The organism is Vicinamibacterales bacterium, from assembly GCA_041659285.1.
GTDB lineage: Bacteria > Acidobacteriota > Vicinamibacteria > Vicinamibacterales > UBA2999 > 12-FULL-67-14b.
In genome coordinates, this window is record JBAZYO010000014.1 from 108866 (window position 1) to 130819 (window position 21954).

21 protein-coding genes and 1 pseudogene are annotated in these 21954 nt (G+C 66.3%); 12 read left to right on the forward strand and 10 right to left on the reverse strand.

Annotated elements, in window-relative coordinates:
• Window positions 1-21 precede the first annotated feature (21 nt).
• The 6 genes and pseudogenes from WC815_19695 (at window position 22) to WC815_19720 (ending at window position 3723) form a co-directional block, all read left to right on the forward strand.
• Window positions 22-897 (forward strand): DUF692 domain-containing protein, encoded by an 876-nt coding sequence (locus WC815_19695; GenBank protein ID MFA5911007.1) that lies wholly within the window; start codon window positions 22-24, stop codon window positions 895-897.
• The gene (locus tag WC815_19700) at window positions 881-1669 is read left to right on the forward strand and encodes a DNA-binding domain-containing protein (GenBank protein MFA5911008.1); all 789 of its coding nucleotides are present in this window, start codon (window positions 881-883) and stop codon (window positions 1667-1669) included. The genes WC815_19695 and WC815_19700 overlap by 17 nt, the downstream gene beginning before the upstream one ends.
• Complete coding sequence (locus tag WC815_19705) at window positions 1666-2097, forward strand: DoxX family protein (GenBank protein MFA5911009.1); 432 nt, start codon at window positions 1666-1668, stop codon at window positions 2095-2097. Before WC815_19700 ends, WC815_19705 begins: the two co-directional genes overlap by 4 nt.
• 39 nt (window positions 2098-2136) lie before the next feature.
• On the forward strand, window positions 2137-2367 hold the full coding sequence (locus WC815_19710) for a hypothetical protein (GenBank protein MFA5911010.1): 231 nt from the start codon (window positions 2137-2139) through the stop codon (window positions 2365-2367).
• A 12-nt stretch (window positions 2368-2379) separates the two neighbouring features.
• A pseudogene (locus tag WC815_19715) lies at window positions 2380-3192 on the forward strand (redoxin domain-containing protein).
• A 93-nt stretch (window positions 3193-3285) separates the two neighbouring features.
• Window positions 3286-3723, forward strand: a complete 438-nt coding sequence (locus WC815_19720; GenBank protein ID MFA5911011.1) for a DUF6526 family protein — start codon at window positions 3286-3288, stop codon at window positions 3721-3723.
• A gap of 1 nt (window position 3724) precedes the next feature.
• On the opposite strand, the gene WC815_19725 is transcribed toward WC815_19720, so the two are convergent.
• The gene (locus WC815_19725; GenBank protein MFA5911012.1) at window positions 3725-4882 is read right to left on the reverse strand and encodes a diguanylate cyclase; all 1158 of its coding nucleotides are present in this window, start codon (window positions 4880-4882) and stop codon (window positions 3725-3727) included.
• 220 nt (window positions 4883-5102) lie between these two features.
• Between WC815_19725 and WC815_19730 the strand changes: the two genes are divergently transcribed.
• From WC815_19730 to WC815_19740, 3 genes are all read left to right on the forward strand, one after another.
• Window positions 5103-7109, forward strand: coding sequence for an ATPase, T2SS/T4P/T4SS family (locus WC815_19730; protein ID MFA5911013.1), 2007 nt, complete (start codon window positions 5103-5105; stop codon window positions 7107-7109).
• 62 nt (window positions 7110-7171) lie between these two features.
• Entirely contained in the window at window positions 7172-8008 is an 837-nt protein-coding gene (locus WC815_19735; GenBank protein ID MFA5911014.1) for a J domain-containing protein, read from the forward strand.
• 12 nt (window positions 8009-8020) lie between these two features.
• Entirely contained in the window at window positions 8021-8731 is a 711-nt protein-coding gene (locus WC815_19740) for an ABC transporter ATP-binding protein (GenBank protein MFA5911015.1), read from the forward strand.
• 1 nt (window position 8732) lies between these two features.
• Here WC815_19740 and WC815_19745 read toward each other — a convergent pair whose 3' ends face one another.
• From WC815_19745 to WC815_19770, 6 genes are read right to left on the reverse strand one after another with little or no spacing between them, the layout of a single operon-like run.
• Window positions 8733-9572 (reverse strand): hypothetical protein, encoded by an 840-nt coding sequence (locus tag WC815_19745; protein MFA5911016.1) that lies wholly within the window; start codon window positions 9570-9572, stop codon window positions 8733-8735.
• Window positions 9569-10426: a hypothetical protein gene (locus WC815_19750; GenBank protein MFA5911017.1), complete on the reverse strand. Its 858-nt coding sequence runs from the start codon at window positions 10424-10426 to the stop codon at window positions 9569-9571. The genes WC815_19745 and WC815_19750 overlap by 4 nt, the downstream gene beginning before the upstream one ends.
• A complete protein-coding gene (locus WC815_19755) occupies window positions 10423-11256 on the reverse strand; it encodes a hypothetical protein (GenBank protein MFA5911018.1) in 834 nt (277 codons plus the stop codon). Before WC815_19755 ends, WC815_19750 begins: the two co-directional genes overlap by 4 nt.
• A gap of 10 nt (window positions 11257-11266) precedes the next feature.
• On the reverse strand, window positions 11267-12148 hold the full coding sequence (locus tag WC815_19760; GenBank protein ID MFA5911019.1) for an ATP-binding cassette domain-containing protein: 882 nt from the start codon (window positions 12146-12148) through the stop codon (window positions 11267-11269).
• On the reverse strand, window positions 12145-13131 hold the full coding sequence (locus WC815_19765; protein ID MFA5911020.1) for an ABC transporter ATP-binding protein: 987 nt from the start codon (window positions 13129-13131) through the stop codon (window positions 12145-12147). The genes WC815_19760 and WC815_19765 overlap by 4 nt, the downstream gene beginning before the upstream one ends.
• An 18-nt stretch (window positions 13132-13149) precedes the next feature.
• Entirely contained in the window at window positions 13150-14700 is a 1551-nt protein-coding gene (locus WC815_19770; protein MFA5911021.1) for a methylmalonyl-CoA mutase family protein, read from the reverse strand.
• A gap of 264 nt (window positions 14701-14964) precedes the next feature.
• Between WC815_19770 and WC815_19775 the strand changes: the two genes are divergently transcribed.
• Window positions 14965-15285, forward strand: coding sequence for a hypothetical protein (locus tag WC815_19775; GenBank protein MFA5911022.1), 321 nt, complete (start codon window positions 14965-14967; stop codon window positions 15283-15285).
• A 31-nt stretch (window positions 15286-15316) separates the two neighbouring features.
• On the opposite strand, the gene gpmA is transcribed toward WC815_19775, so the two are convergent.
• From gpmA to glgC, 3 genes are all read right to left on the reverse strand, one after another.
• Window positions 15317-16069 carry a 2,3-diphosphoglycerate-dependent phosphoglycerate mutase gene (gene gpmA, locus WC815_19780; GenBank protein MFA5911023.1) on the reverse strand — a complete coding sequence of 251 codons (753 nt, stop codon included), beginning with the start codon at window positions 16067-16069 and terminating at the stop codon, window positions 15317-15319.
• A 21-nt stretch (window positions 16070-16090) separates the two neighbouring features.
• Window positions 16091-17383 carry a phosphopyruvate hydratase gene (gene eno, locus WC815_19785; GenBank protein ID MFA5911024.1) on the reverse strand — a complete coding sequence of 431 codons (1293 nt, stop codon included), beginning with the start codon at window positions 17381-17383 and terminating at the stop codon, window positions 16091-16093.
• A gap of 79 nt (window positions 17384-17462) precedes the next feature.
• Window positions 17463-18737, reverse strand: a complete 1275-nt coding sequence (glgC, locus tag WC815_19790; protein ID MFA5911025.1) for a glucose-1-phosphate adenylyltransferase — start codon at window positions 18735-18737, stop codon at window positions 17463-17465.
• Between the two features lie 161 nt (window positions 18738-18898).
• On the opposite strand from glgC, the gene WC815_19795 reads away from it, so the two are divergent.
• Window positions 18899-19909: a hypothetical protein gene (locus WC815_19795; protein MFA5911026.1), complete on the forward strand. Its 1011-nt coding sequence runs from the start codon at window positions 18899-18901 to the stop codon at window positions 19907-19909.
• A gap of 168 nt (window positions 19910-20077) precedes the next feature.
• The gene (locus tag WC815_19800) at window positions 20078-21922 is read left to right on the forward strand and encodes a TonB-dependent receptor (GenBank protein ID MFA5911027.1); all 1845 of its coding nucleotides are present in this window, start codon (window positions 20078-20080) and stop codon (window positions 21920-21922) included.
• Window positions 21923-21954 lie beyond the last annotated feature (32 nt).

The following is a 21954-nucleotide window of genomic DNA, read 5'->3' on the forward strand; positions in this document are numbered from 1 at the left end:
AATCGACAGGTGGCCATCGTCATGTCCTCGAGTCCTCGCGTCCTGACACGATCCGGTATCGGGTTGAGGTTGCCGCACATCGAAGAGGCGGTGGCCACCCGACCGTCCGCGGGCTGGTTCGAGATCCATCCCGAGAACTTTCTCGCCAATCCGCACGCCACCGAGCTGCTGCAGCAGCTGGCCGCGGAGTATCCCATCTCGGTGCACACGGTTGGACTCTCTGTGGGCAGTGCTCACGGCGTCGATCGCGCGCACCTGCGGCGCCTGCGGGGGTTCATCGATCGCATCGATCCCGTCCTGGTGTCGGGTCACCTGGCCTGGTCCACGCACCAGGGCGAGTACCTGAACGACCTGTTGCCTTTGCCCTACACGGACGAGACGCTGGCCATCGTCAGCCGCCACGTCGACCAGGTCCAGGACGGCCTGGGCCGCGCACTGCTGATCGAGAACCCGTCCTGTTACCTCGGATACACCGGGTCGACCATGACCGAAGGGCAATTCCTGAACGAATTGGTCCGGCGAACCGGATGCCGCCTGCTGTGCGACGTCAGCAACGTCTACCTGAGCGCGCACAACATGGGCTACGACGCCCGGCGCTACCTCGACGGGTTGCCGGCCGCGGCGATCGGTGAGCTGCATCTCGGCGGGTTCACGGTCGAGGCCGACGATGCCGCCCCCGGCCACGAGGTCATCGTCGATACGCATGCCTCGCCGATCGCCGCGCCGGTGTGGGAGCTGTATGCCTACGCCGTGGCTCGTTTCGGCGCGCTCCCGACATTGATCGAGTGGGACAACGACATCCCGATGCTCGCCACCCTGTTGAACGAGGCGGCGGTCGCCGACGACGTGGCGCGCCGGTCGCTCCAGAGTGAGGCCGGTCATGCCGCCACTTGCTGAGGTGCAGCGCCGTGTGCGCAACGCCATCATCGCCGGCGATGCAGGCTCGATGGCGTCACTGATCGACGCGGGCCCGCGCGACGCCACGCGGCGCATGGCTATTCACCTCAGGCACTATCGCGCAAGCCTGGTCGCGATCCTGATGGGCCGGTTTCCAGCCACCACGTGGTTGCTGGGCAGCGGCCCGGTTGAAGCGGCTGCGGCGAAGTTTGTTGGCGTCGTTCCGCCGAGTGCGCCGTGCCTTGCCGAGTACGGCGCTGCGTTTCCAGCCTTCCTTGGCGCCCAACCTGTCGTGGACCGCATTACTTATGTCGAACCATTTGCCGATCTCGAGTGGCACTTCGGCCGGCTATCGGTGTCGGTCGATGGGTCCGCCCTGGGTGCCGCCACCCTGGCGGCCCTGGATGCCGACGACCTTGCCGACACCGCGCTGGTCCTGCAAGGGGGCACGCATTACTGGCACGCCGCGTGGCCCATCGACGAATTGCTGGCGATCTTTCTCAGGAACGCGGCGCCCGAGCAGACCACGCTGCGTGAGCAGGCCGTGTGGATCGAGGGCCGGGGCAGGCGGGGCGAGGTCCAGCTCAACCAATTGACCGAGGGCGACTGGACCTTCCGCGACGCCATCTGGCGCGGCCGGCCGATCGGCGTGGCCGCGGAACGGGCCTGGCAGGTCGATCCCCGATTCGATCCCGGTGTGGCGCTCGCCGCAATGTTCAGTCAGGCGCTGGTGATCGGCGCCGTGACCAGGGTGGAAGGAACGGAATCATGATCGTGAAGGTTTTCGACGCGGTGGTCGCGCGTCTCGAGCGCATCCCGCTTGCGGTGATACAGCTCGTGATGCGGGTCGCCGTTGGCGCCGTATTCTTCAATGCGGGCCTGCTGAAGTATCGCTCGCCGGAACTGACGGCGTTGCTGTTTCGCGACGAATACAAGGTGCCCCTGCTGGACCCCGCGCTCGCCGCCAGCATGGCGACCTTCAACGAGCTGACCTTTTCGACCCTGCTGTTTCTCGGCCTCGCCACGCGCATCGCCACGTTGCCATTCCTGGGCATGATCGCCGTGATCCAGACCTTGGTGTATCCCCAGGCGTGGGTCGAGCACCTGACGTGGGCATCGATTCTCGTGTTCCTGTTGTCGCGAGGCCCAGGCGCCATCTCGCTTGACCACTGGGTGCGGCGCTATTTTCACCGTTGGTAACGACCTGTGTGTAACCTGCAGCGTCTGGAGGCGTCTTAGGTGATGATGAAAACCCGCTCCGCGATCGCCGTGGTCACGATCGTGTTGGCTGCTGCCGGCCTTGCCGCACAAGCACCGCCGGCCGTCGACACCTCGAAAATTGGTCCGCAAGTGGGCGCCGTTGTGCCGGCGTTTTCCGGCACCGACCAGTTCGGCAAGCCGCAAAGCCTGGCCGCGGCCATGGGGCCGAAGGGCGCCATGCTGGTGTTCTTCCGCTCCGCCGATTGGTGACCGTACTGCAAAACGCAGCTCGTGGAGCTGCAAAGCCGCTACGCTGACATTACCCGGCAGGGCCTGGGCCTGATCGCGATCAGCTACGACAGCACCGATACGCACCAGCGTTTCTCGGCGTCGCGCAGTATCACGTTCCCGATGATCTCCGACCCGGGCTCCGCCATCATCAAGCAGTACGGCTTGCTCAATCAAACCGTCGATCCGAAGTCGACGTCGTTTGGCATACCGCATCCGGGCACGTTCATCGTCGATCGCAAGGGCGTGGTGGTGTCGCGGTTCTTCGAAGACGCCTACCAGGAGCGCTACACGACCGCGACCATCCTGACCACGCTCGGCGCGGGTCTTGGCGGCGGCACGGTCAAGGCCGACACGGCGCACCTCACGCTGACCGCGACGATCAGCGACACCACCGCGGCACCGGGCGAACGCCTGTCGATCGCGGTCAACGCATCGCCGAAGCGTGGCATGCACCTGTATGCGCCCGGGAAACACACCTACCGGGTCGTGCAGGTCACGATTGACCCGCAGCCGTGGCTGCGGACCCACGACACGGTTTACCCGGCTTCCGAGATCTATCATTTCAAGCCGCTCGACGAGCGCGTTGAAGTGTTCATGAAGCCGTTTCGCCTGCGGCGCGACCTGACCCTGCTGGCCACGCCAGCGGCGCAGAAGCAGCTGGCCGCCCTGCCATCGGTGACGATCACCGGCTCGCTCGATTACCAGGCGTGCGATGACAAGTTGTGCTTCAACCCGGCGCGGGTGCCGTTCAGCTTCACGGTCGCGTTGAAGCCGTTGGATCGCCGGCCGCCCGGCGAGCGCTAGCAACCGGTTGAACGGCGCGGGGCAGGGCGGCCATTGTCACCGCGACGGTTGGCCGCGGCGAACCCGGATAGAATGCGCGCTGAGGAGAGTCGCATGGCCCAAGCAGCGCAGAACTACAAGAACCACACCCGGTTCTATCCGCCGTTCCACTTCTTCGTGATGCCCGTGCTGTTGATTCACGTGATCAACGAGGGACGGCACGTGTGGGCCAACCCGAACCGATCGACGGGATTCGCGCTCTTGCTCGCGCTCGCGCTGGTGATGCTGGCCCTGACCGCCCGCGGCATGGCGCTCAAGGTCCAGGACCGCGTGATCCGATTCGAGATGTATGCCCGCATGCGCGAGCTGCTCCCGGCCGATCTGGTGGCGCGCATGACCGAGCTGACCCCGCAGCAACTGGTCGCGCTGCGCTTCGCCGGTGACGCGGAGCTTGCCGAACTGGTTCGCGACGTGTTCGCCGGCAAGCTGACCAGCCAGAAAGCCATCAAGCTGCAGATCAAGCACTGGAAGGGCGACTACCTGCGCGCCTAGCTCAGCGGCTGGCGCCGGATTCCGCCGCGCGCGCCAGCGCCTCGACGGTGTCGCGCTCGAGGCGCACGTGGCGTCCGGCCTTCACCGGATCGAGCTTGCCGTCGGCGACCAGCTGCTCGATGCCTTCGCGCGTGGTGCCGAGGCGCGCCGTGGCTTCCTCGATCGAGATCAACCGCGGCAGCAGTTCCACCTGCTCGACGCGATTGCGGCCGCTGACCTTGGCGCGTTCGAGCGCCGCTTCGGCCTCGGCCTGGAAGCGCACGTGGTCGATCGGCTCGCCTTCGAGCGCCCGCGCGCTGGTCACCGCGACGCTGACCGTGACCACCGCCCGCTGGTCGGTGCGGTAGTCGCGGAACGTCAGCCGATCCTCGACCATCACCCGGGTCCGGTCGGCCAGGGTCAGCGCGTCGCCCGGCGTCGTCTCGGGCAGCAGCACGGCAATGGTGTCTTCGGCATAGCGGACGACCCAGTCGTGCTGCCGGAAGTAGGCGCGCAGCAGGATGCCCATCCGCTCGAGAATGCGGTCGCCGACGCCATAGCCGTGTGCGCGGTTGATGCCCGACAGGTCGTCCACGTCGATCAGCATCATCGACAGCCAGTGCTCGAAGCGTTCGGCGCGGCAGCATTCCTTCGGCAGCACGGCGTCGAGCACGGGGCGCGTGTGCAGCGTCGTCAGGGCGTCCTCAATCGACGAACGCAGCGGCATGTAGACGGTGCGTGTAGTCCACGCCGCGAGCAGGTCGAACGCCGCGCGCCGCACGATCTGCGCCGCCTGCGGCCAGGGCTCGGTGCTGGCGCCGACGCGCTGGTCGAGCGACAGCTCGTCAATGCCGGTGTCCATCGCGATGTGGACGAACATGAAGAGTTGTTCGGGCGACATCTCGCGTTCGTCGATGATCGTCGCCAGCTCGCTGACGCCCGAGTCGCGCGCGTCGAGCCGGCCTTCGGTCACCGCCTCGCAGAGCAGGCGCACGATGAGGTTGCCGAGCCGGCCGCAATAATCCGCGTCCAACCGGCGCGACCCGCTGGTCAGCGGGAACGTGGCCACGGTATCGGCGACGATCACGTCGCGGCGGTCGGTGAGGTGGTGTGCCACGTGCCGGCGGAGATCGACGCCGATCCCCGGTTTGGCGCTGGTGCCGTCGTCGTTGGTTTCCAAGCGGGTTGCCTGTTGCAAAGGGTAACTCCAGATGCCCCTATGGCGGCAACCTCTCTTGGCCGAAAGACTTAGGGGATGTTCCAGGGCCTGTCGGCGTGTGCGCGGAACTGCACGGCCTCGCCGCAAATGGCGCGGCGGGGGTGGTTGCGTCGCCTGCCGGCGGTTCCTATGATCAGAGTCTGGCCTGACGGATCGATACCGGGCCGGCTCCAAGGGGCAGATGCGCAAGAAACTGGGTGAGTGCCTGATTCAGGCGGGCCTCATCACCGAAGAGGACCTGCAGTCCGCGCTCTCTGAGCACAAACGCACGGGCGAAAGGCTCGGCGCGGTACTCGTGCGCCTGAACCTCGCCACCGAGCGGCAGATTGCCAAGGCCCTCGCTTATCAGCTCGGCTTCCCGTACCTCAATCTCGCCGAGAACCCGCCCGACACGCCGACCGTCACGTTGATCGCGAAAGAGGTGGCGCTGAAGCGTTCGTGCGTCGCCGTGCGCCTGGACAAGAACCTCCTGACCGTGGCCATGGCGGACCCCCTGCTGTTCAGCCTCGTGCAGGACCTGGAGTTCCAGACCGGCTATCGCATCAAGCAGGTCGTGGCGACCCGCGCCGACATTCTCGAAGCCATTGCCGCGGGCTATCCCGACAAGGCCTTGATGCGGACCACCGGCAGCACCACGCAGGCGCAGATGCCGCTGGTGCGCCAGGGCCCGCGCGACACCAAGTCCGCCGCCGAGTCGTCGCTGATGCGCCGGCCCGACGACGACGGCTTCGAGCCGATTGCCGGGCTGAAGGAACGCAGCGAGGCCGCGCCGATCATCGACCTCGTCGACCTGGTCGTGAAGAGCGCGATCAAGGCCGGCGCCAGCGACGTCCACGTCGAGCCGATGGAAAAAGGCGTGCTGATCCGGCACCGCCTCGACGGCCTGCTGAAGGAAGTGATGGACCTGCCCAAGTGGGTCCACGAAGGGCTGATCGCGCGCCTCAAGATCATGGCGGGCATGGATATCGCGGAGAAGCGCCTGCCGCAGGACGGCCGCGTCCGCGTCGCCACTGAAGACGGCAAGGACGTCGACTTCCGCGCCTCCACGCTCCGCACGCTGCACGGCGAGAAGATGGTGCTCCGCGTGCTCGACCAGAACCGCGGCGTGCCGCCGCTCGAGGAACTGGGCTTCTCGGCCGCGGCGCTCAACGACCTCCGCGGCTTCCTCAAGTTCCAGCACGGGATGATCCTGGTGGTCGGCCCGACCGGCAGCGGCAAGACCACCACGCTCTGCTCGGCGCTGATGTCGGTGCAGTCGGAGCGCACCAACATCATCACCATCGAAGACCCGATCGAATACCAGCTCCCCGGCATCAACCAGACCCAGGTCAACGAGAAGATCAAGCTGACCTTCGCCAGCGCGCTGCGATCGATCCTGCGCCAGGACCCCGACGTGATCCTGGTCGGCGAAATCCGCGACAACGACACCGCGCGCATCGCGATGCAGGCGGCGCAGACCGGCCACCTCGTGCTCACCACCCTGCACACCGACGACGCGCCGTCGGCGGTGACGCGCCTGACCGACATCGGCGTCGAGCCCTACGTGATCGCCTCGGCGACCATCGGCGTGGTGGCGCAGCGCCTGGTCCGCCGGCTGTGTCCCGCCTGCCGGCGCCAGTACACGCCGCCGCCTGACACCCTGCGCGCGTTGAACATCACCGAAGCGGAAGCCGCCAACATCCCGTTCTACCGCCCGGTCGGCTGCGACGCGTGCCATCACACCGGCTACAAGGGCCGCATCGGCATCTACGAGGTAATGAAGGTCACCGACCGCATCCGCCGGATGATTGCGCAGCGGGCGTCCGAAGACTCCGTGCGCGAAGTGGCGCAGTCCACCGGCATGCTCGCGCTCGGCGACGACGCGCTGGCCAAGGTCAAGGCGGGCGTGACCACCGCCGAGGAACTGCTGCGCGTGGTCACGGAAGTCCGCGAAATGCGCAGCGTGTGCCCGGGCTGCAGCGGCCCGGTGGCGCTGGATTTCGTGGCTTGCCCGAATTGCGGTCGCCGGCTGAGCGGCGCCTGCCCTGGGTGCGGCCGCAGCCTGCAGCAGGGGTGGACGTTCTGCCCGTATTGCGCGCGCGGCACCGAGGCCCGCAGCGAACGGCGGTTGCGCGAGCGGCGCCCGGCGCGCGAGCTGCCGGCGGCCAATATCACCAACGTCACCGAGTTCAAGAAGGGCATGCCCTGACGCTGACGGCGCCAGCCGTCGTAGCCAGACGGAGGCGGTTAGGTTAGCCTTGGGTTACCTCCGTGAAAACCCACTACGAGCTGTTGAGCATCGAGCCAGGCGCCGATGCCGACACCATCAAGAAGGCGTTCCGCCGCGAGATTGCCCGTTACCACCCCGACAAGGTGGTTCACCTGGGTCCGGAGTTCCAGGAGATGGCCGCCACGCGCGCCGCGGAACTCACGGTCGCCTACAAGACGCTGACCGATCCGAGGATGCGCGAGGAGTACGACGCGAGCGTGGCCGGCTTCGGGCCGCCACCGGCGGTCAGCCAGGCCCCCCCCTCGCAATCGCCGGTCGCGCCCCCCGCCCCCCCGGTCGAAGCACCGCCTGCCGATGAGGACGCGTACACGCCGCCACAGCCGACCGGCAAGCGGCTGTTCGAGAGCGAGCGCGCCGGCCGCGATCTGATCCTCAAGCGGGCCATTGCCGGGCGCGTCCGCGGCAGTGTGGAAGCGGTGTTCGGGCCGGTCGAGACGCCGGCGGTCCGCGGGTTCGACGCGGCGCTGGTGCCGGTGGCCAAGCCGCGCTTCCTGGGCAGCCACCCGCCGCGAGTGTTGGTGTCGGCCATCGGTGTCGTTGACGCGACCGCCGTCGCCGATGCCTGGCAGGCGGCGGCCCGCTCGCGGGTCCATGCCGGCAAGTCGCCGGTCGTGGTTCTGCTGTTCGGCACGCACCTGTCGCCGAGGCGCGAGCTGCTCAAGGCCATGGAGTCGGCAGCGCGCCAGCGCCAGCCGGCGGAAGCCCCAGGCGAACTCGTGGTGGTGGCGGTGAACTCCGGCGACTGGACCTACCTGATGCCGGACGACGTATCGGAGACGGTCCGGAACCTGGTCGGAAAGATCTGCGTCTACCATTGATACACTTCATTTATGCCGCTGATTGAAACCCGCGACCTGTGGAAAACCTACGTCATGGGCGACGAGGAGATCCACGCCCTGCGTGGTGTCTCCATCTCCATCGAACGCGGCGAATACGTGGCCATCATGGGGCCCTCCGGCTCCGGCAAGTCCACGCTGATGAACCTGATCGGCTGCCTCGATACGCCGAGCAAGGGCACCTACCTCCTCAACGGCAAGATGGTCAGCGAGATGAACGACAACGAGCTGGCCCGCATTCGCAACGAAGAGATCGGGTTCGTGTTCCAGACCTTCAACCTGCTGCCCCGCGCCTCGGCCCTCCACAACGTCGAGCTGCCGCTCGTCTACGCCGGCATGTCGAAACAGGCGCGGCTCGAACAGGCGAAGGCCGCGATCGAGAGGGTCGAGCTGACGCACCGCATGAACCACAAGCCGAACGAGCTGTCGGGCGGCCAGCGCCAGCGCGTCGCCATCGCCCGCGCGCTCGTCAACAACCCGTCGATCCTGCTGGCCGACGAGCCGACCGGCAACCTCGACTCGAAGACCGGCGTCGAGATCATGGCCCTGTTCGCGCGGCTGCATGAGGCCGGCAACACCATCATCCTGGTTACGCACGAGGCCGACATCGCCGGCTACGCGCACCGCGTCATCGCCATCCGTGACGGCGAGGTCGCGAAAGACGTGAAGCAGGAACCGCACGCCCACACCGCGGCACCGGCGTAGATCAGGGAACGATTCTCGCCGAGGTCTGGAAGCGGCGGTAGTTGGAATACCTGGCGGTTCCCCACGCCCGGCGCTCGAGGCCCGAAAAGAACTTCTCTCTCATCGCGGTTGGGACCAGCAAGCCCAGCGCCTCGTGTTCCCTGAAATCGACCGAGACGACAGCGTCGAACGCGGCCGCGTGTTCGCGTGTGTCGCGGGTGACGACGTCGGCACGCCAGAGCCGTCCGTTAGTCGTCTCCACCCACGCCGTGACGATACTGCGCATATCGCCACCGTCCACCCCTTGGATGATTGTTGGCGCCACCGATTCGACGAAGACGAGCTTTGTCGAGTTCTTCCCGCGCACACGCTCCTTGCCAGCGATGCTTACCGTGAACCGACGGGCATGGCGCGGATGCAGGAGCTCCAGCGGCAGGTTCGGCAGGTTCGTCGTGCGCGGCGCGCCGAGGTTGAACCGGGCGCTGTCGGCCAGCATGATGCGGGCCTTCGCATAATCGCTGTGCGGTCCCGCAGGAAGAACGTCGCTAAGCGACCCCGACAAGTCCGAGATCGCTTCACTTCCGACCTTCATCACGCGCCGGAACCCGAGCCAGCCAGCCCCGCCCGGAAGCGCCACGAATGCCACTTCTGATCGCAGCGTGCGGTTGACAAACGCATCAGCGCCGGGCCTGCCTTCGCGCTCCGGCACATCGTGCTGATCCATCTGTTCGTCCGCGATCAGTTCGCTCAACTTGGGTTCGTAGGCCAGAAGGTAGGTGTGCAGGCGATCGGCCACGTCCCGGGCGCTCGGCGATTGCAGCGCGGTGAGGGCCGCGAGCGCGGCGACGATCGAGAGCTTCATGGCGCCGGCGGGGGAGGCACAATGCGTCCCGAGGACTGGAACTTCCGGTACTTCGAATACTTCGCCACGCCCGTGCCCTCACGGAAGCGACCGGCGTAGAACTCTTCCTTCATCTCGAATGGCACGAGCAGCCCGAGTGCTTGGTCCGGCCTGAAGTCCACCCACACCACCGCGTCGAACACCGGCACGCCAATGCGGGCGTCGCGCGTCTTGACCTGCGCGCGAATCAGCCGGCCGGTCGTCGTCTCGACCCAGGCGGTGACCAGGCTCGTCATGTCCCCGCCCTCGGGCCGCTGGATCATCGTCGGCGACGCGGCCTCGTTCAGGACAAGGCGCGTCGTCTCCAGGCCGCGAAGCTTCTCGGTGCCATCGATGCGATGGGTGAAGCGGCGCCGGTTCCGGGGATGCAGGAACTCGAGCGGCAGGTTGGGCAGGTTGGTCGTGCGCGGCAGCCCCAGGTTGAGGCGCGCACTTTCGGCGAGCAGCAGGCGCGCTTGGTCGTAGTCGCCCTGGTCGGCGTCGGTCAGCAGCACGCCGAGCGACGGTCCGGCGTCGGGCAGGTCGTTGCCGTTAAGTCTCAACGCGCGGCGAATACCGAGCCAGCCGACACCGCCCGGCAGGCTGATGAACGCGACCTCGGAGACAAGCCGCCGATCCTTGGTCGGCAGTGCCGTCATTCTGAACGCGTCGTGTGACGGCCCGTCACGTTGGATCAGCAGCTCTTCGGCGACCAGCGTGCTCAGCTCGGGTTCGTACTTCAGGAGGTATGCGTCCAGGCGATCCCGGACGACGTTGGCATCCGGCGCCTGACCAGCGACCAACGCACCGAACAGGAGAGCGGTGAGGGCCTTCATGGTGGTGGCGGCACAATCCTAGCCGAGGTCTGGAAGCGGCGGAAGTTGGAGTAGGTGGCGACGCCGCGGCCGCTGCCATTGGTGACACTGAACTCTTCCCGCATCTCGATCGGCACCAGGACCTTGAGGTTGCGGTCCTCCGCAAACTCCACCCGGACCTTCGACGGTTTGCGCGTCTCCGCCTTTCCCTTCATCACGACCTCGGCCCGCCACAGCGCGCCGGTCTGCGCGTCGATCCACGCGCGAAGTCGGCTCTGCAAATCGTAGCCGCCGTTGTAGACGATGGGCGGCGGTCCGAGTTCGACCAGCTCGAGCACGTCCACGGCGTGGCCGCGCACCTTCGTGCGACCGTCAACGGTGATGGCGTAGCGATGACGGTACTTGCCGCCCAGCATCTCTAGCGGCAGGTTTGGGATATTGACGGTCCTCGGGTTCCCCAGGTTGTGTTTGGAACTGGCTTCGACGAGCAGCTTCGCTTGCGCCATGGCGTCGGCTGTCGTAATCGTCAGTAGTTCGGTGAGTGACTGGCCGCCGACGAGCGGCTCGCCGTCGATCATTGTGACGCTGCGGAAGCCGAGCCATTCGCGGTTGCCCGGCAGCCGCAGGAACGCGACATCCGAATCGAGCCGACGCCGCTGCTTCGACTGAAACCGCCCCTCGGTTTCCTGGATCAGCCGCTCATCCGCCACGACGGCACTGAGCTGGCTCTCGTAGGTGTCGAGGTAGGCGTCGAGACGTTCGAGCACCGCATCGACATCTGGTGAGGCTTGCGCGTGAAGGAGCGCAGCCAGGAGGAACGCGATGGCCGTGACGAGGGACCGCGTCGCCATCCTCGCTCCCTTACACTGCGGCGAAATGCCCTTCCGAGACCTGCCGAAGCGGGGCGTCGTGCGACACCAGAGTGGTATCGAGTTCAATCCGCGCCCGCGGGGCATCCGGGTCGGTGGCCGGCACCGCCGACAACAGCGCCTTGGTGTAGGCGTGCTGCGCGTTCGCGAAGATCTGCGTGGTGTCGCCCATTTCGACGATCCGTCCCAGATACATTACGGCCACGCGCGTCGAGATGTGACGCACCAGCCGCAGGTCGTGTGCAATGAACAGGTAGGTGAGCTTGAGCTGTTCCTGCAGGTCCATCAGCAGGTTGATCACCTGCGCCTGGATCGAGACATCCAGCGCCGACACCGGCTCGTCGGCGATGATGAACGACGGGTTCAGCGCGAGCGCGCGCGCCAGGCCGATGCGCTGGCGCTGGCCGCCGCTGAACTCGTGCGGATAGCGCTCGAGGTGCGCCGGGTCGAGGCCGACCAGCCTGAACAGATCAGCCACCCGAGCGCGGCGGTCCGCCTTCGAGCCGATCGCGTGAATGACCAGCGGCTCCTCGACGATGGTGAAGGCGCGCATGCGGGGATTGAGCGACGAGAAGGGGTCCTGGAAGACCATCTGCATGTCGCGCCGGGCCGCGCGCATCTCGGCGCCCGAGTAGCCCAGCACGTTTCGACCCCGGAAGAGCACCTCACCCGAGGTCGGCTCCACCAGCCGCAACATGCACCGCCCCGTGGTGCTCTTGCCGCTGCCGGACTCGCCGACCAGCGCGAACGTCTCCCCCTCATTCACCACGAAGCTCACATCGTCCACCGCCTTGACCACGGTCTTGGCGCGGAACAGGCCGCCGCCGCGCTCGAAGTGCTTGACCAGGTGGCGGACCTCAACCAGCGGCGTCATGGCTGCCCCCCGTTCAGGTAGCAGCGCACGGAGTGTTCGTCGCTGACCGTTGTTCGCGGGGGGAAGGCCGTGTCGCACACGGCCATGTGGTCGCCGCAGCGCGGCGCGAAGGCACAGCCCGGCGGCAGCGATGCGAGGTTCGGGACCGTGCCTTCAATGGCCTGCAGCCGCGAGCCGGCCGCGCCGCCCGGAATGGACGCCAGCAGCCCGCGCGTGTAGGGATGCTTCGGGTGGTGGAAGATCTCGCGCACCGCGCCTTGTTCGACAATGCGGCCGGCGTACATCACGGCGACGCGATCCGCGGTTTCGGCGATCACGCCGAGGTCGTGGGTGATGAGCAGCAGCGACAGGTCGAATTGCTTCTTCATGTCGCGCAGCAGGTCGAGGATCTGCGCCTGCACCGTCACATCCAGCGCCGTCGTCGGCTCGTCGGCAATCACGAGCGGCGGCTTGCAGGCGAGGGCCACGGCCATCATCACGCGCTGGCGCATGCCGCCCGAGAGCTGGTGCGGGTAGTCGTCCACGCGCTTTTCGGGATCGGTGATCTTCACCGCGCGGAGCAACTCGACGGCGCGGCCGCGCGCATCAGCCTTCGAGGCCAGGCCGTGCACGACCAGCGCCTCGGCGATGTGGGCGCCCACGCGCATTACCGGGTTCAGGGCGGCCATCGGTTCCTGGAACACGAAGCCGATACCGGCGCCCCGCACCTGCCGCATCTCGGCTTCGGGCAGGCGGGCCAGGTCGCGGCCCTGGAACATGACGCGTCCACCGGCGACGCGGCCCGGCGGCTGCACCAGGCCGATGATCGAGAACGCGGTGACGGACTTGCCGCTGCCCGACTCGCCGACCAGCCCGAGCGTTTCGCCCGTGCGGATCTCGAACGACACGTCGTTTACCGCAACGACCGGGTGAGGGCGCACGTCGAAGACGGTCGTCAGGTTCTCAACCGACAGCAAGGGGTCTGACCCCGAGGGACGATTCATAGGCGAGGGGTCTGTCCCCTAATCCAGGCTCACTTCGCGATACTCACCGAACACCCCGCGAAGTGTATCGGCAATCTCTCCGACGGTGGCCTGCGACTCCACGGCGGCGATGATCGGCGGCACCAGGTTGTCGGTGGATTGGGCGGCCCGGCCGACCTCGGCCAGCGCCGCCTTCCAGCGCCCCTGATCGCGCGCCGCGCGCAGCGCCTGCACGCGCGTGGTCTGTTGCCGCTCCAGTTGCGGATCCACCCGGAACACCTCGATGCTGGACGACTCGTCGGTCTGGTAGCGGTTCACGCCCACCACCACGGCTTCACCGGCATCGATGGCGATTTGCGCCTTGTAGGCCGATTCCTGGACCTGCCGCTGGATGTAGCCGGCCTCGATGGCCGCCAGCGTCCCACCGACGCCTTCGATGCGCGCAATCAGCTCGCGCGCGCCGCTCTCGATGTCGTTGGTCAGCTTTTCGATGTGATACGAGCCGGCGAACGGGTCAACGGTGTTGGCGACGCCCGACTCGAAGCCGATGATCTGCTGCGTGCGGAGTGCGATGCGCGCGGCATCCTCGGTGGGCAGCGCCAGCGCCTCGTCGCGGCCGTTGGTGTGGAGCGACTGCGTGCCGCCCAGCACCGCCGATAGCGCCTGGATGGCGACGCGGACGATGTTGTTGTCGGGCTGTTGCGCGGTGAGCGTGCTGCCGGCGGTCTGCGTGTGGAACCGGAGCTGCTGGGCGCGCGGGTTGGTGGCGCCGAACCGCTCTTTCATGATCCGCGCCCACAGGCGCCGTGCCGCCCGGAACTTGGCGACCTCCTCGAGAAAGTCGTTGTGGGCGTTGAAGAAGAACGACAGCCGCTGCCCGAACGAGTTGACGTCGAGCCCGGCGTCGAGCGCGGCCTGCACGTAGGCGATGGCGTTGGCGAAGGTAAACGCCACCTCCTGCACGGCCGTGGAGCCCGCTTCGCGGATGTGATACCCGCTGATCGAGATGGTGTTCCACTGCGGTACCTCGCGCTCGCAGAACGCGAAAATGTCGGTGACCACGCGCAGCGACTGGTGCGGCGGGTAGATGTAGGTGCCGCGGGCGATGTATTCCTTGAGGATGTCGTTCTGGATGGTGCCCGACAACTGCTTCGGCGCCACGCCCTGGCGCTTGCCCACCGCGACATACAGCGCCAGCAGGATGATGGCCGTGGCGTTGATGGTCATCGAGGTCGAGACCTTGTCGAGCGGGATGCCGTCGAAGAGCGTGGCCATGTCTTCGATCGAATCGATGGCGACGCCGACGCGGCCGACCTCGCCGGCCGCGAGCAGGTGATCCGAGTCGTAGCCAATCTGCGTGGGCAGGTCGAACGCGACGCTCAGCCCGTTCACGCCTTGGGAGAGCAGGTAGCGATAGCGCTGGTTCGATTCCGCCGCGGTCCCGAACCCCGCGTACTGCCGCATCGTCCACAGCCGTCCCCGGTACATCGTCGGCTGAATGCCGCGGGTGAACGGAAACTCGCCCGGGAAGCCAAGGTCGCGGTCTGGGTCGAAGTCGGAGAGGTCGCCTTTGGCGGCGTAAGAACGCATCGTCCGCATTTTACGCGCTCCCGGGGGTCATCCGCCCAAGTTACAGGAAAAACACAACTTATGGTGTTCTACCCTTGACACGACCCCCACCCCTTCATAGAATGACCGAGAATTTCCCAACTGAATCGTCCCACCTGATGACGACTTTTCGCCGATGTCCGCCCCCCGCCCGGTGGGCCTCACATTGGCACATGCCGACGGTCCCAGCCGATTGGCGTACTTCGGGTGAACCTGGAGGTTTGCCCCACGGGAGGGAGCCGTCCTATGGATGACGTGGTAAACCGGTTCGCGCGAGAGCTGGCCGACTCCATTGCCGCCGCTGTTTCCGAAAGTGCAGAGGTTGAAGCCTGCCGTGAGCGGGCGCGTGCCGCCGGTTACGAGATGAAAGTGAATCTCGAGGCCGTCGTGGGATTCGTCAACCGCGGGCAGCCCCAGGGCGAAGGCGCGGCGGTGCCCGCGAAGGTGGCCGCCACTTCGAAGGCGCTCGTGCCACGCAAACCGTTCGACATGACCGTGAACGACCGCCGCTTCCTCCGCTCCCTGCGGATTGCCGCGGAAGAAGCCAAGGTCGAAGAGACGAATTAGGGATCAGGGATCAGGGATCAGGGATCGGGGATCAGGGCTTGGGTCCTGATCCCTGCTTCGCGACGGCCTCGGCCGCCAGGCGGGCCGCCTCGGCGTCCCCCAGGTAGTAATTCTTCAGCGGCTTCAGTTCCGCATCCAATTCGTAGACCAGCGGAATCCCGGTGGGGATGTTCAGCTCGACGATGTCGCTGTCAGAGACGTGGTCGAGGTACTTCACCAGCGCGCGCAGTGAGTTGCCGTGGGCGGCGATCAGCAGGCGCTTGCCGGCCTTGATTTCCGGCGCCATCGCCTCGTGCCAATAGGGCAGGAAGCGCGCGACCGTGTCTTTGAGCGACTCGGTGAGCGGCAGGTCCGACGGCGCCAGGTCCTTGTAGCGCGGATCGTGCAAGGGATGCCGCGGGTCGTCCAGCGTGAGCGGCGGCGGCGCGATGTCGTAGGCGCGGCGCCAGACCTTGACCTGGGCCTCGCCGTGCTGCGCCGCGGTCTGAGCCTTGTTCAGGCCCTGCAGCGCGCCGTAGTGGCGTTCGTTCAACCGCCAGCTCCGCTGCACCGGGAGCCACAACTGATCGAGCTCGTCGAGCACGATATTGGCGGTGCGAATCGCTCGCTTCAGGACCGAGGTGAACACCAGGTCGAACGCGAAGCCCTCGTGCTTGAGCAGCTGGCCGGCCGCACGTGCTTCTTCGCGTCCCCGGTCGCTCAGGTCAACATCGGTCCACCCGGTGAACCGGTTTTCCTTGTTCCAGGTTGATTCACCGTGACGGAGCAGAACGAGTTTATGCATGGCTGTCTACGGCCGACGTTCTTACTTGAGCTGCTTGATCGCCGCGCGCCCGGCGTACTTCGCCGCGCTGCCCAGCTCTTCTTCAATGCGAAGGAGCTGATTGTATTTCGCGATGCGGTCGCTGCGTGAGGCCGAGCCGGTCTTGATCTGTCCCGCGGCGGTGCCCACCGCGAGGTCGGCGATGGTCGAATCCTCGGTTTCGCCCGAGCGGTGCGAGACGACGCAACGGTAGCCGGCCGCCGCCGCCATCGCCATGGCGTCCAGCGTTTCGGTGACCGTCCCGATCTGATTGACCTTTACCAGCAGCGCGTTACCGACCCCTTTTTCGATGCCCTTCTCGAGGATCGCCGGGTTGGTCACGAAGATATCGTCGCCGACGATCTGGATCTTGTCGCCGAGCGCCCTGGTCAGCAGCGCCCAGCCGTGCCAGTCCTGCTCGGCGCAGCCGTCTTCGATCGAGATGATCGGATACTGCCGGCACCAGTCCACGTAGAGGTCCACCATGCCCTGGGAATCCCGCGCCGGCTCGCCGGACTTCTTGAATTCGTAGCCGTTTCCTGACCAGAACTCACTGGCGGCGACGTCGAGCGCCAGGAACACGTTGTCGCCGGCCTTGGCGCCGGCCTTGCCCACGGCTTCGAGCACCAGCTCGAGCGCTTCGCGGTTCGATTTGAGGCTGGGCGCAAAGCCGCCTTCGTCGCCGACGCCGGTCGCCAGGCCCCGGCTCTTGAGGATCGATCGCAGCGCGTGGAAGATCTCCGCGCCGCAGCGCAGCCCCTCGCTGAACGACGTGAACCCCACGGGCATGACCATGAATTCCTGGAAGTCCACGTTGGAGTCGGCGTGCGCACCGCCGTTCAGGATGTTCATCATCGGCACCGGCAGCGTGTAGCCGCCCCTGTTGCCGGCGAGGTCGGCGATGTGCGCGTAGAGGGGCTTGCCCTGCTGCGCCGCGTCGGCCTTGAGGGCGGCCATCGAGACGCCGAGCAGCGCGTTGGCGCCGAGCCGGCTCTTCGCGTCGGTGCCGTCGAGCGCGATCATGGCCTCGTCCAGCGACCGCTGGGTAAAGGTCTTGCCCTTGATGGCCGGCAGGATCTCGCCGTTGACATTGGCCACGGCCTTGCGGACGCCCTTGCCGAGGTAGCGCGACTTGTCGCCGTCGCGCAGTTCAAGCGCCTCGCGCTCGCCGGTGGAGGCGCCCGACGGCACGCCCGCGCGCCCGCGCGCCCCGCCCTCCAGCGTCACGTCTACTTCAACGGTTGGATTCCCGCGGGAGTCGAGAATCTCGCGGCCACGAACATCAGTAATCTTCATAGTTGTGCTGTCCACGTGCGGAAACCACGGAGGACACGGAGAGCCGTGTTCTCAGTGGTTAACGTCCGCAATCCCCATTCTACCCACGGCGGTCGGCTTCTGCTTCAAGCCGCAGCGCTTCTTCGGTGATGGGCGCCACGTACGGCTCTTCACCTGGCGCGACGACCACGACGCCGCCCTCAGAGACGGTGTGGCGCCGGCGATCCTCTTCCGCGTTGAACCCGATCATCGCGCCGCGCGGGATGTCCACGTCGCGGTCGATGATGGCCTTGCTAATCCGCGCGTGGCGGCCGACGCGGACGCCCGGCATCAGGATTGACTGCTCGATGCTGCAGAAGCTGTGCACGCGCACGTTGGGGCACAGGATGCTGCCGTGGATGCGGCTGCCCGACACGATGCAGCCCTGCGAGATCAGCGAGTCCTGCGCTTCACCGCGCCGCCAGTCTTCGGCGAACACGAACTTCGCCGGCGGCGCCTGCGGCATGTAGGTGCGCAACGGCCACTCCGGGTCGTACATGTTGAACTCGGGGTTGACGTGGCACAGGTCCATCTGCGCCTCGTAATAGGCGTCGAGGGTGCCGATGTCGCGCCAGTATTTCGCGGCCTTCTTGTTCTCGTCGTAGAAGGGATACGCGTAGGTCCGGCCCTCGCCGATCAGCGCCGGAATGATGTTCTTGCCGAAGTCGTGCTGGCTGTCCGGCTTGGCCGCGTCTGCCTCGAGCGCCTTGATGAGCACGTCGCTGGTGAAGACGTAGATGCCCATGGAAGCCAGCGCCAGCCCGGGATGTCCCGGCATTGCCGGCGGGTTGTCCGGCTTCTCGAGGAACCCCGTCACCTGGTGGTGTTCATCCACCGCGACAATGCCGAACCGCTTGCCGTCTTCGACGGGCACCTCGATGGCCGCGAGCGTGACATCCGCCTCCTGGTCCAGGTGGAACCGCAGCATCTTCTGGTAGTCCATCTTGTAGACGTGGTCGCCGGCGAGCACCACGACGTACTTGGGCGTTTCACGGACGATGGAGTAGAGGTTCTGGTAGACGGCGTCGGCGGTTCCTTGGTACCACTGCTCGCCGACGCGCTTCTGCGGCGGCAGAATCTCGATGAACTCGCCCAGCTCCTCCGAGACGACGGTCCAGCCCTGCCGGATGTGCCGGTTGAGCGAGAGCGACTTGTACTGCGTGGCGATAAAAACGTGGCGCAGTCCTGAGTTGATGCAGTTGCTCAGGACGAAGTCGATGATGCGGTAGGGACCGCCGAAGTAGACCGCCGGTTTGGCGCGGTCTCTCGTGAGTGGGGCCAGGCGCTCGCCGGCCCCGCCCGCCAGCACGATTACCAGAACGTCGTCACGCAGCATAGTCGTCACGCAGCATAGATGGCAGCCTCCTGCACGATATCATCGGATGTCTTTGTTTGGCGCTAAACCTCTACTGTAATAACGATTTAGCGTGGTTGACTTGGCGGCGGCCGCCCTCCTATGATCTAGTGATCGGGAACGCAAGTTTTGAGGGGGAACTGATGATGGTATTTCGGCGTGCAACGGCCGTGGCAGTCGCGCTGGTAGTGTCGGCAACTTTTGCCGTGGCCCAGCAGGCTCCGAAGAAGGACGAGAAGAAGCGCAGCAAGCAGGAGCAGCAGGAAATCGAGCAGGTCGTGAAGCTCGTGGACGGCGCGATGGCCGGCCAGCCTGCGCCGACTGACATCACCATGTCGCTCGAGCCCCTCTTCATGAAGTCGCAGGAAGCGCGTACGTTCGTGCCCTTCGTGCTGAGCGTGACCAACGCGCCCAAGACGGACGCCGCGCTCTACATTCGCGTGGTGAACCCGGCGGCCGTGCCCGACCCGAAGGCGAAGAAGGTCGAGTACCCGTGGGACGACATCCACTTCGTGCCCGCGGCGCAGCTTGCCGGTGACAACGTCAAGTTGAACCGCGTGTTCATGGCTACCGCCGGCACCTACGACGTCTACGTCGCGTTCAAGGAACGCCTGCCTGAGAAGGCCCCGAAGAACACCGTGGCGAAAATGGGCGTGCTGAAGACCCAGGTCACGGTGCCGGACTTCTACAACGCCGAGCTCAACACCAGCACGATCCTGGTGGCCGACAAGGTCAACATCCTGACCGCGCCGCTTGCCCCGGAAGAGGCGCGCGAGCGTCCGTTCGTGTTCGGCGCGCAGGAACTGCTGCCCGCGCCCGACATGGAATTCAAGAAGTCTGAAGAGCTGTCGATCTTCTTCCAGGTCTACAACTCGGGCCTCGACACCACCGGCAAGCCCAACCTGAGCCTCGAGTACGAGTTTCACAAGACCGAGGCGGGCGCCGAGAAGTTCTTCAACAAGACCAACCCGCAGGAGGTGAACGCCACCAACCTGCCACCCCAGTTCGATCCGGCCAAATTCCCGGTTCCCGGCGGCATTTCGGTCCCGCTGGCGTCGTTCGGTGAGGGCCAATACCGCCTGGCTATCAAGATCACCGATAAGGCCGCCAAAAAGACCCTGACCCGCGACATCAAGTTCACCGTCAAAGGCTAGGGACGAACGCCAACAGCCTGTCCCACCGAAGCCTGTTGGCGAAGGTGGAGCGTCTATACAGGCTTCCGTCGAAGGCGTAGACTAGGCAAATCGCCCGCCCCCGTATCTTTCGGGGGCGGGCCGCTACTTCTGATGGGCACCCCCCGTCGCCTAATCGCACCGGCATTGATGCTCTGCCTGACGGCATTGCACTCGACCCCTGCCCTGGCCCAGGGCGCCTTCGAGCGCGTCACCAACATCGCCGCCGCCGACACCGGCCACATCGAAGGCTCGGTCGTGGACGAGGCCGGCAAGCCGCTCGACGGCGTGGTTATTTCCGCGCTCGGCAGCACCACCGCGTTCGCCGTGTCCGACAAGACCGGCCAGTTCACGCTCAAGCAGTTGCCACCCGGACCGTACCTGCTGCGCGCGCATCTCCAGGGCTTCCAGGCGCCGCGCAGCACGATGGTCAACGTCCGGCCCGCCGCGCGCAGCGCCTCCTCGTTCATGCTGCGCCGGGAGGCCACGGCCGGCGCGCCGCGTATTACGGATGCCGCCGTCGCCACCACCGCGATTGGCGCGCCGTCTGAGGCCAGCCCGAAAAAGGAAGGCCGCGGCGAAAGCGATTTTGCGTGGCGCCTCCGCCACATGAAACGCGGCGTGTTGCGCGAGGCCGAGGCCAGGGCCGGCATCCCGCAAGACGATGACTGGTTCATCACCGATTCGTTCCAGTTCCTGGGACGCGCGATGGGCAGCTCGGCCAAGGCGGCGACGGCACTCTTCTCCGACTTGTCGCTCGGCGGGCAGGTCAACCTGCTCACGACGGGCGCATTCGACAACCCGCTGCAGCTTCTGCAACTGGAGCGCACGAGCAGCGTCGCGTTCTTCTCGCTTGGCGCGCCAGTCGGCACGCATGGCGACTGGGCGGTGCGCGCGGCGATGAACCAGAGCGACCTCAGCTCGTGGATGCTCGCCGGCAGCTACGTGGTGACCGCGCAGGTGCCGCACCGCTACCAGGTGGGGATGTCCTACAGCCTCCAGCGCTACGAAGGTGGCAACACCGCGGCGATGATGGCGGTGTCCGACACGGCGCGCAACGTCGGCTCGGTGTTCGCCTACGATGAGTGGGAGGTCTCCCGCTATCTCTCCGTGAGTTACGGCGCCAACTACGCGCATTACGACTACCTGCAGGAAGGGCCGTCGCTGTTCAGCCCGCGCCTGTCGGCGACGATCTCGCCCACCAAGAACCTGCGCGTGCGCTTCTCGGCGTCGCGCGACGTGAGCGCGCCGGGCGCGGAAGAGTTCCTGCCGCCGACCAGCGCCGCCTACCTGCCGCCGCAGCGAACCTTCTCGCCGATTTCGCAGGCGGGCGTCCGCACACAGCAACTGCAGAACTACGAAGTGGGCGTGGATCGCGTGCTCAACGGCGCCACCATCGGCGTGCGCGCGTTCGAGCAGCGCATCGACGATCAGACGGTGACCGTGTTCGGCCTGCGCAAGAACGACAGCGCCGCCGCCGCGCTCGGCCACTACTTCGTGGGTGCCGCCGGCGACGCCAACGTTCGCGGCGTCGGCGTCACCGTCACGCACGCGCTGTTCGAGAACGTCCGCGGCTCGGTGGATTACTCCGTGAGTCACGCCAATTGGCAGGCCCGGAGCACGCCGGTTGAGTACGCAGTACTCACGCGCTGGGTGCCCTCGGCGGTGCGCGCGGCCAACGAGCGCATCCACGACGTCACCACCTCGCTGCAGACCGAAATCCCCATGACCGCCACGCGCATCGTGGTGATCTACAAGGTGAACAGCGGCTTCGCGTCCGGCGATAGAAACAAGGGCCCCGGCTTCGACGCGCGCTTCGATCTGCAAGTGAATCAGGCGCTGCCGTTCATGAACTTCGGCGCGTCGCAGTGGGAGATGCTGGTCGGCGTCCGCAACCTCTTCCACGAATCCCTCGCCAACGCGTCCGCCTACGACGAACTCCTCGTCATCCGTCCGCCGAAGCGGATTGTCGGCGGCCTCACCGTCAAGTTCTAGGAAAGGCCTCGGCCCGAGGCCCCGCTGACATT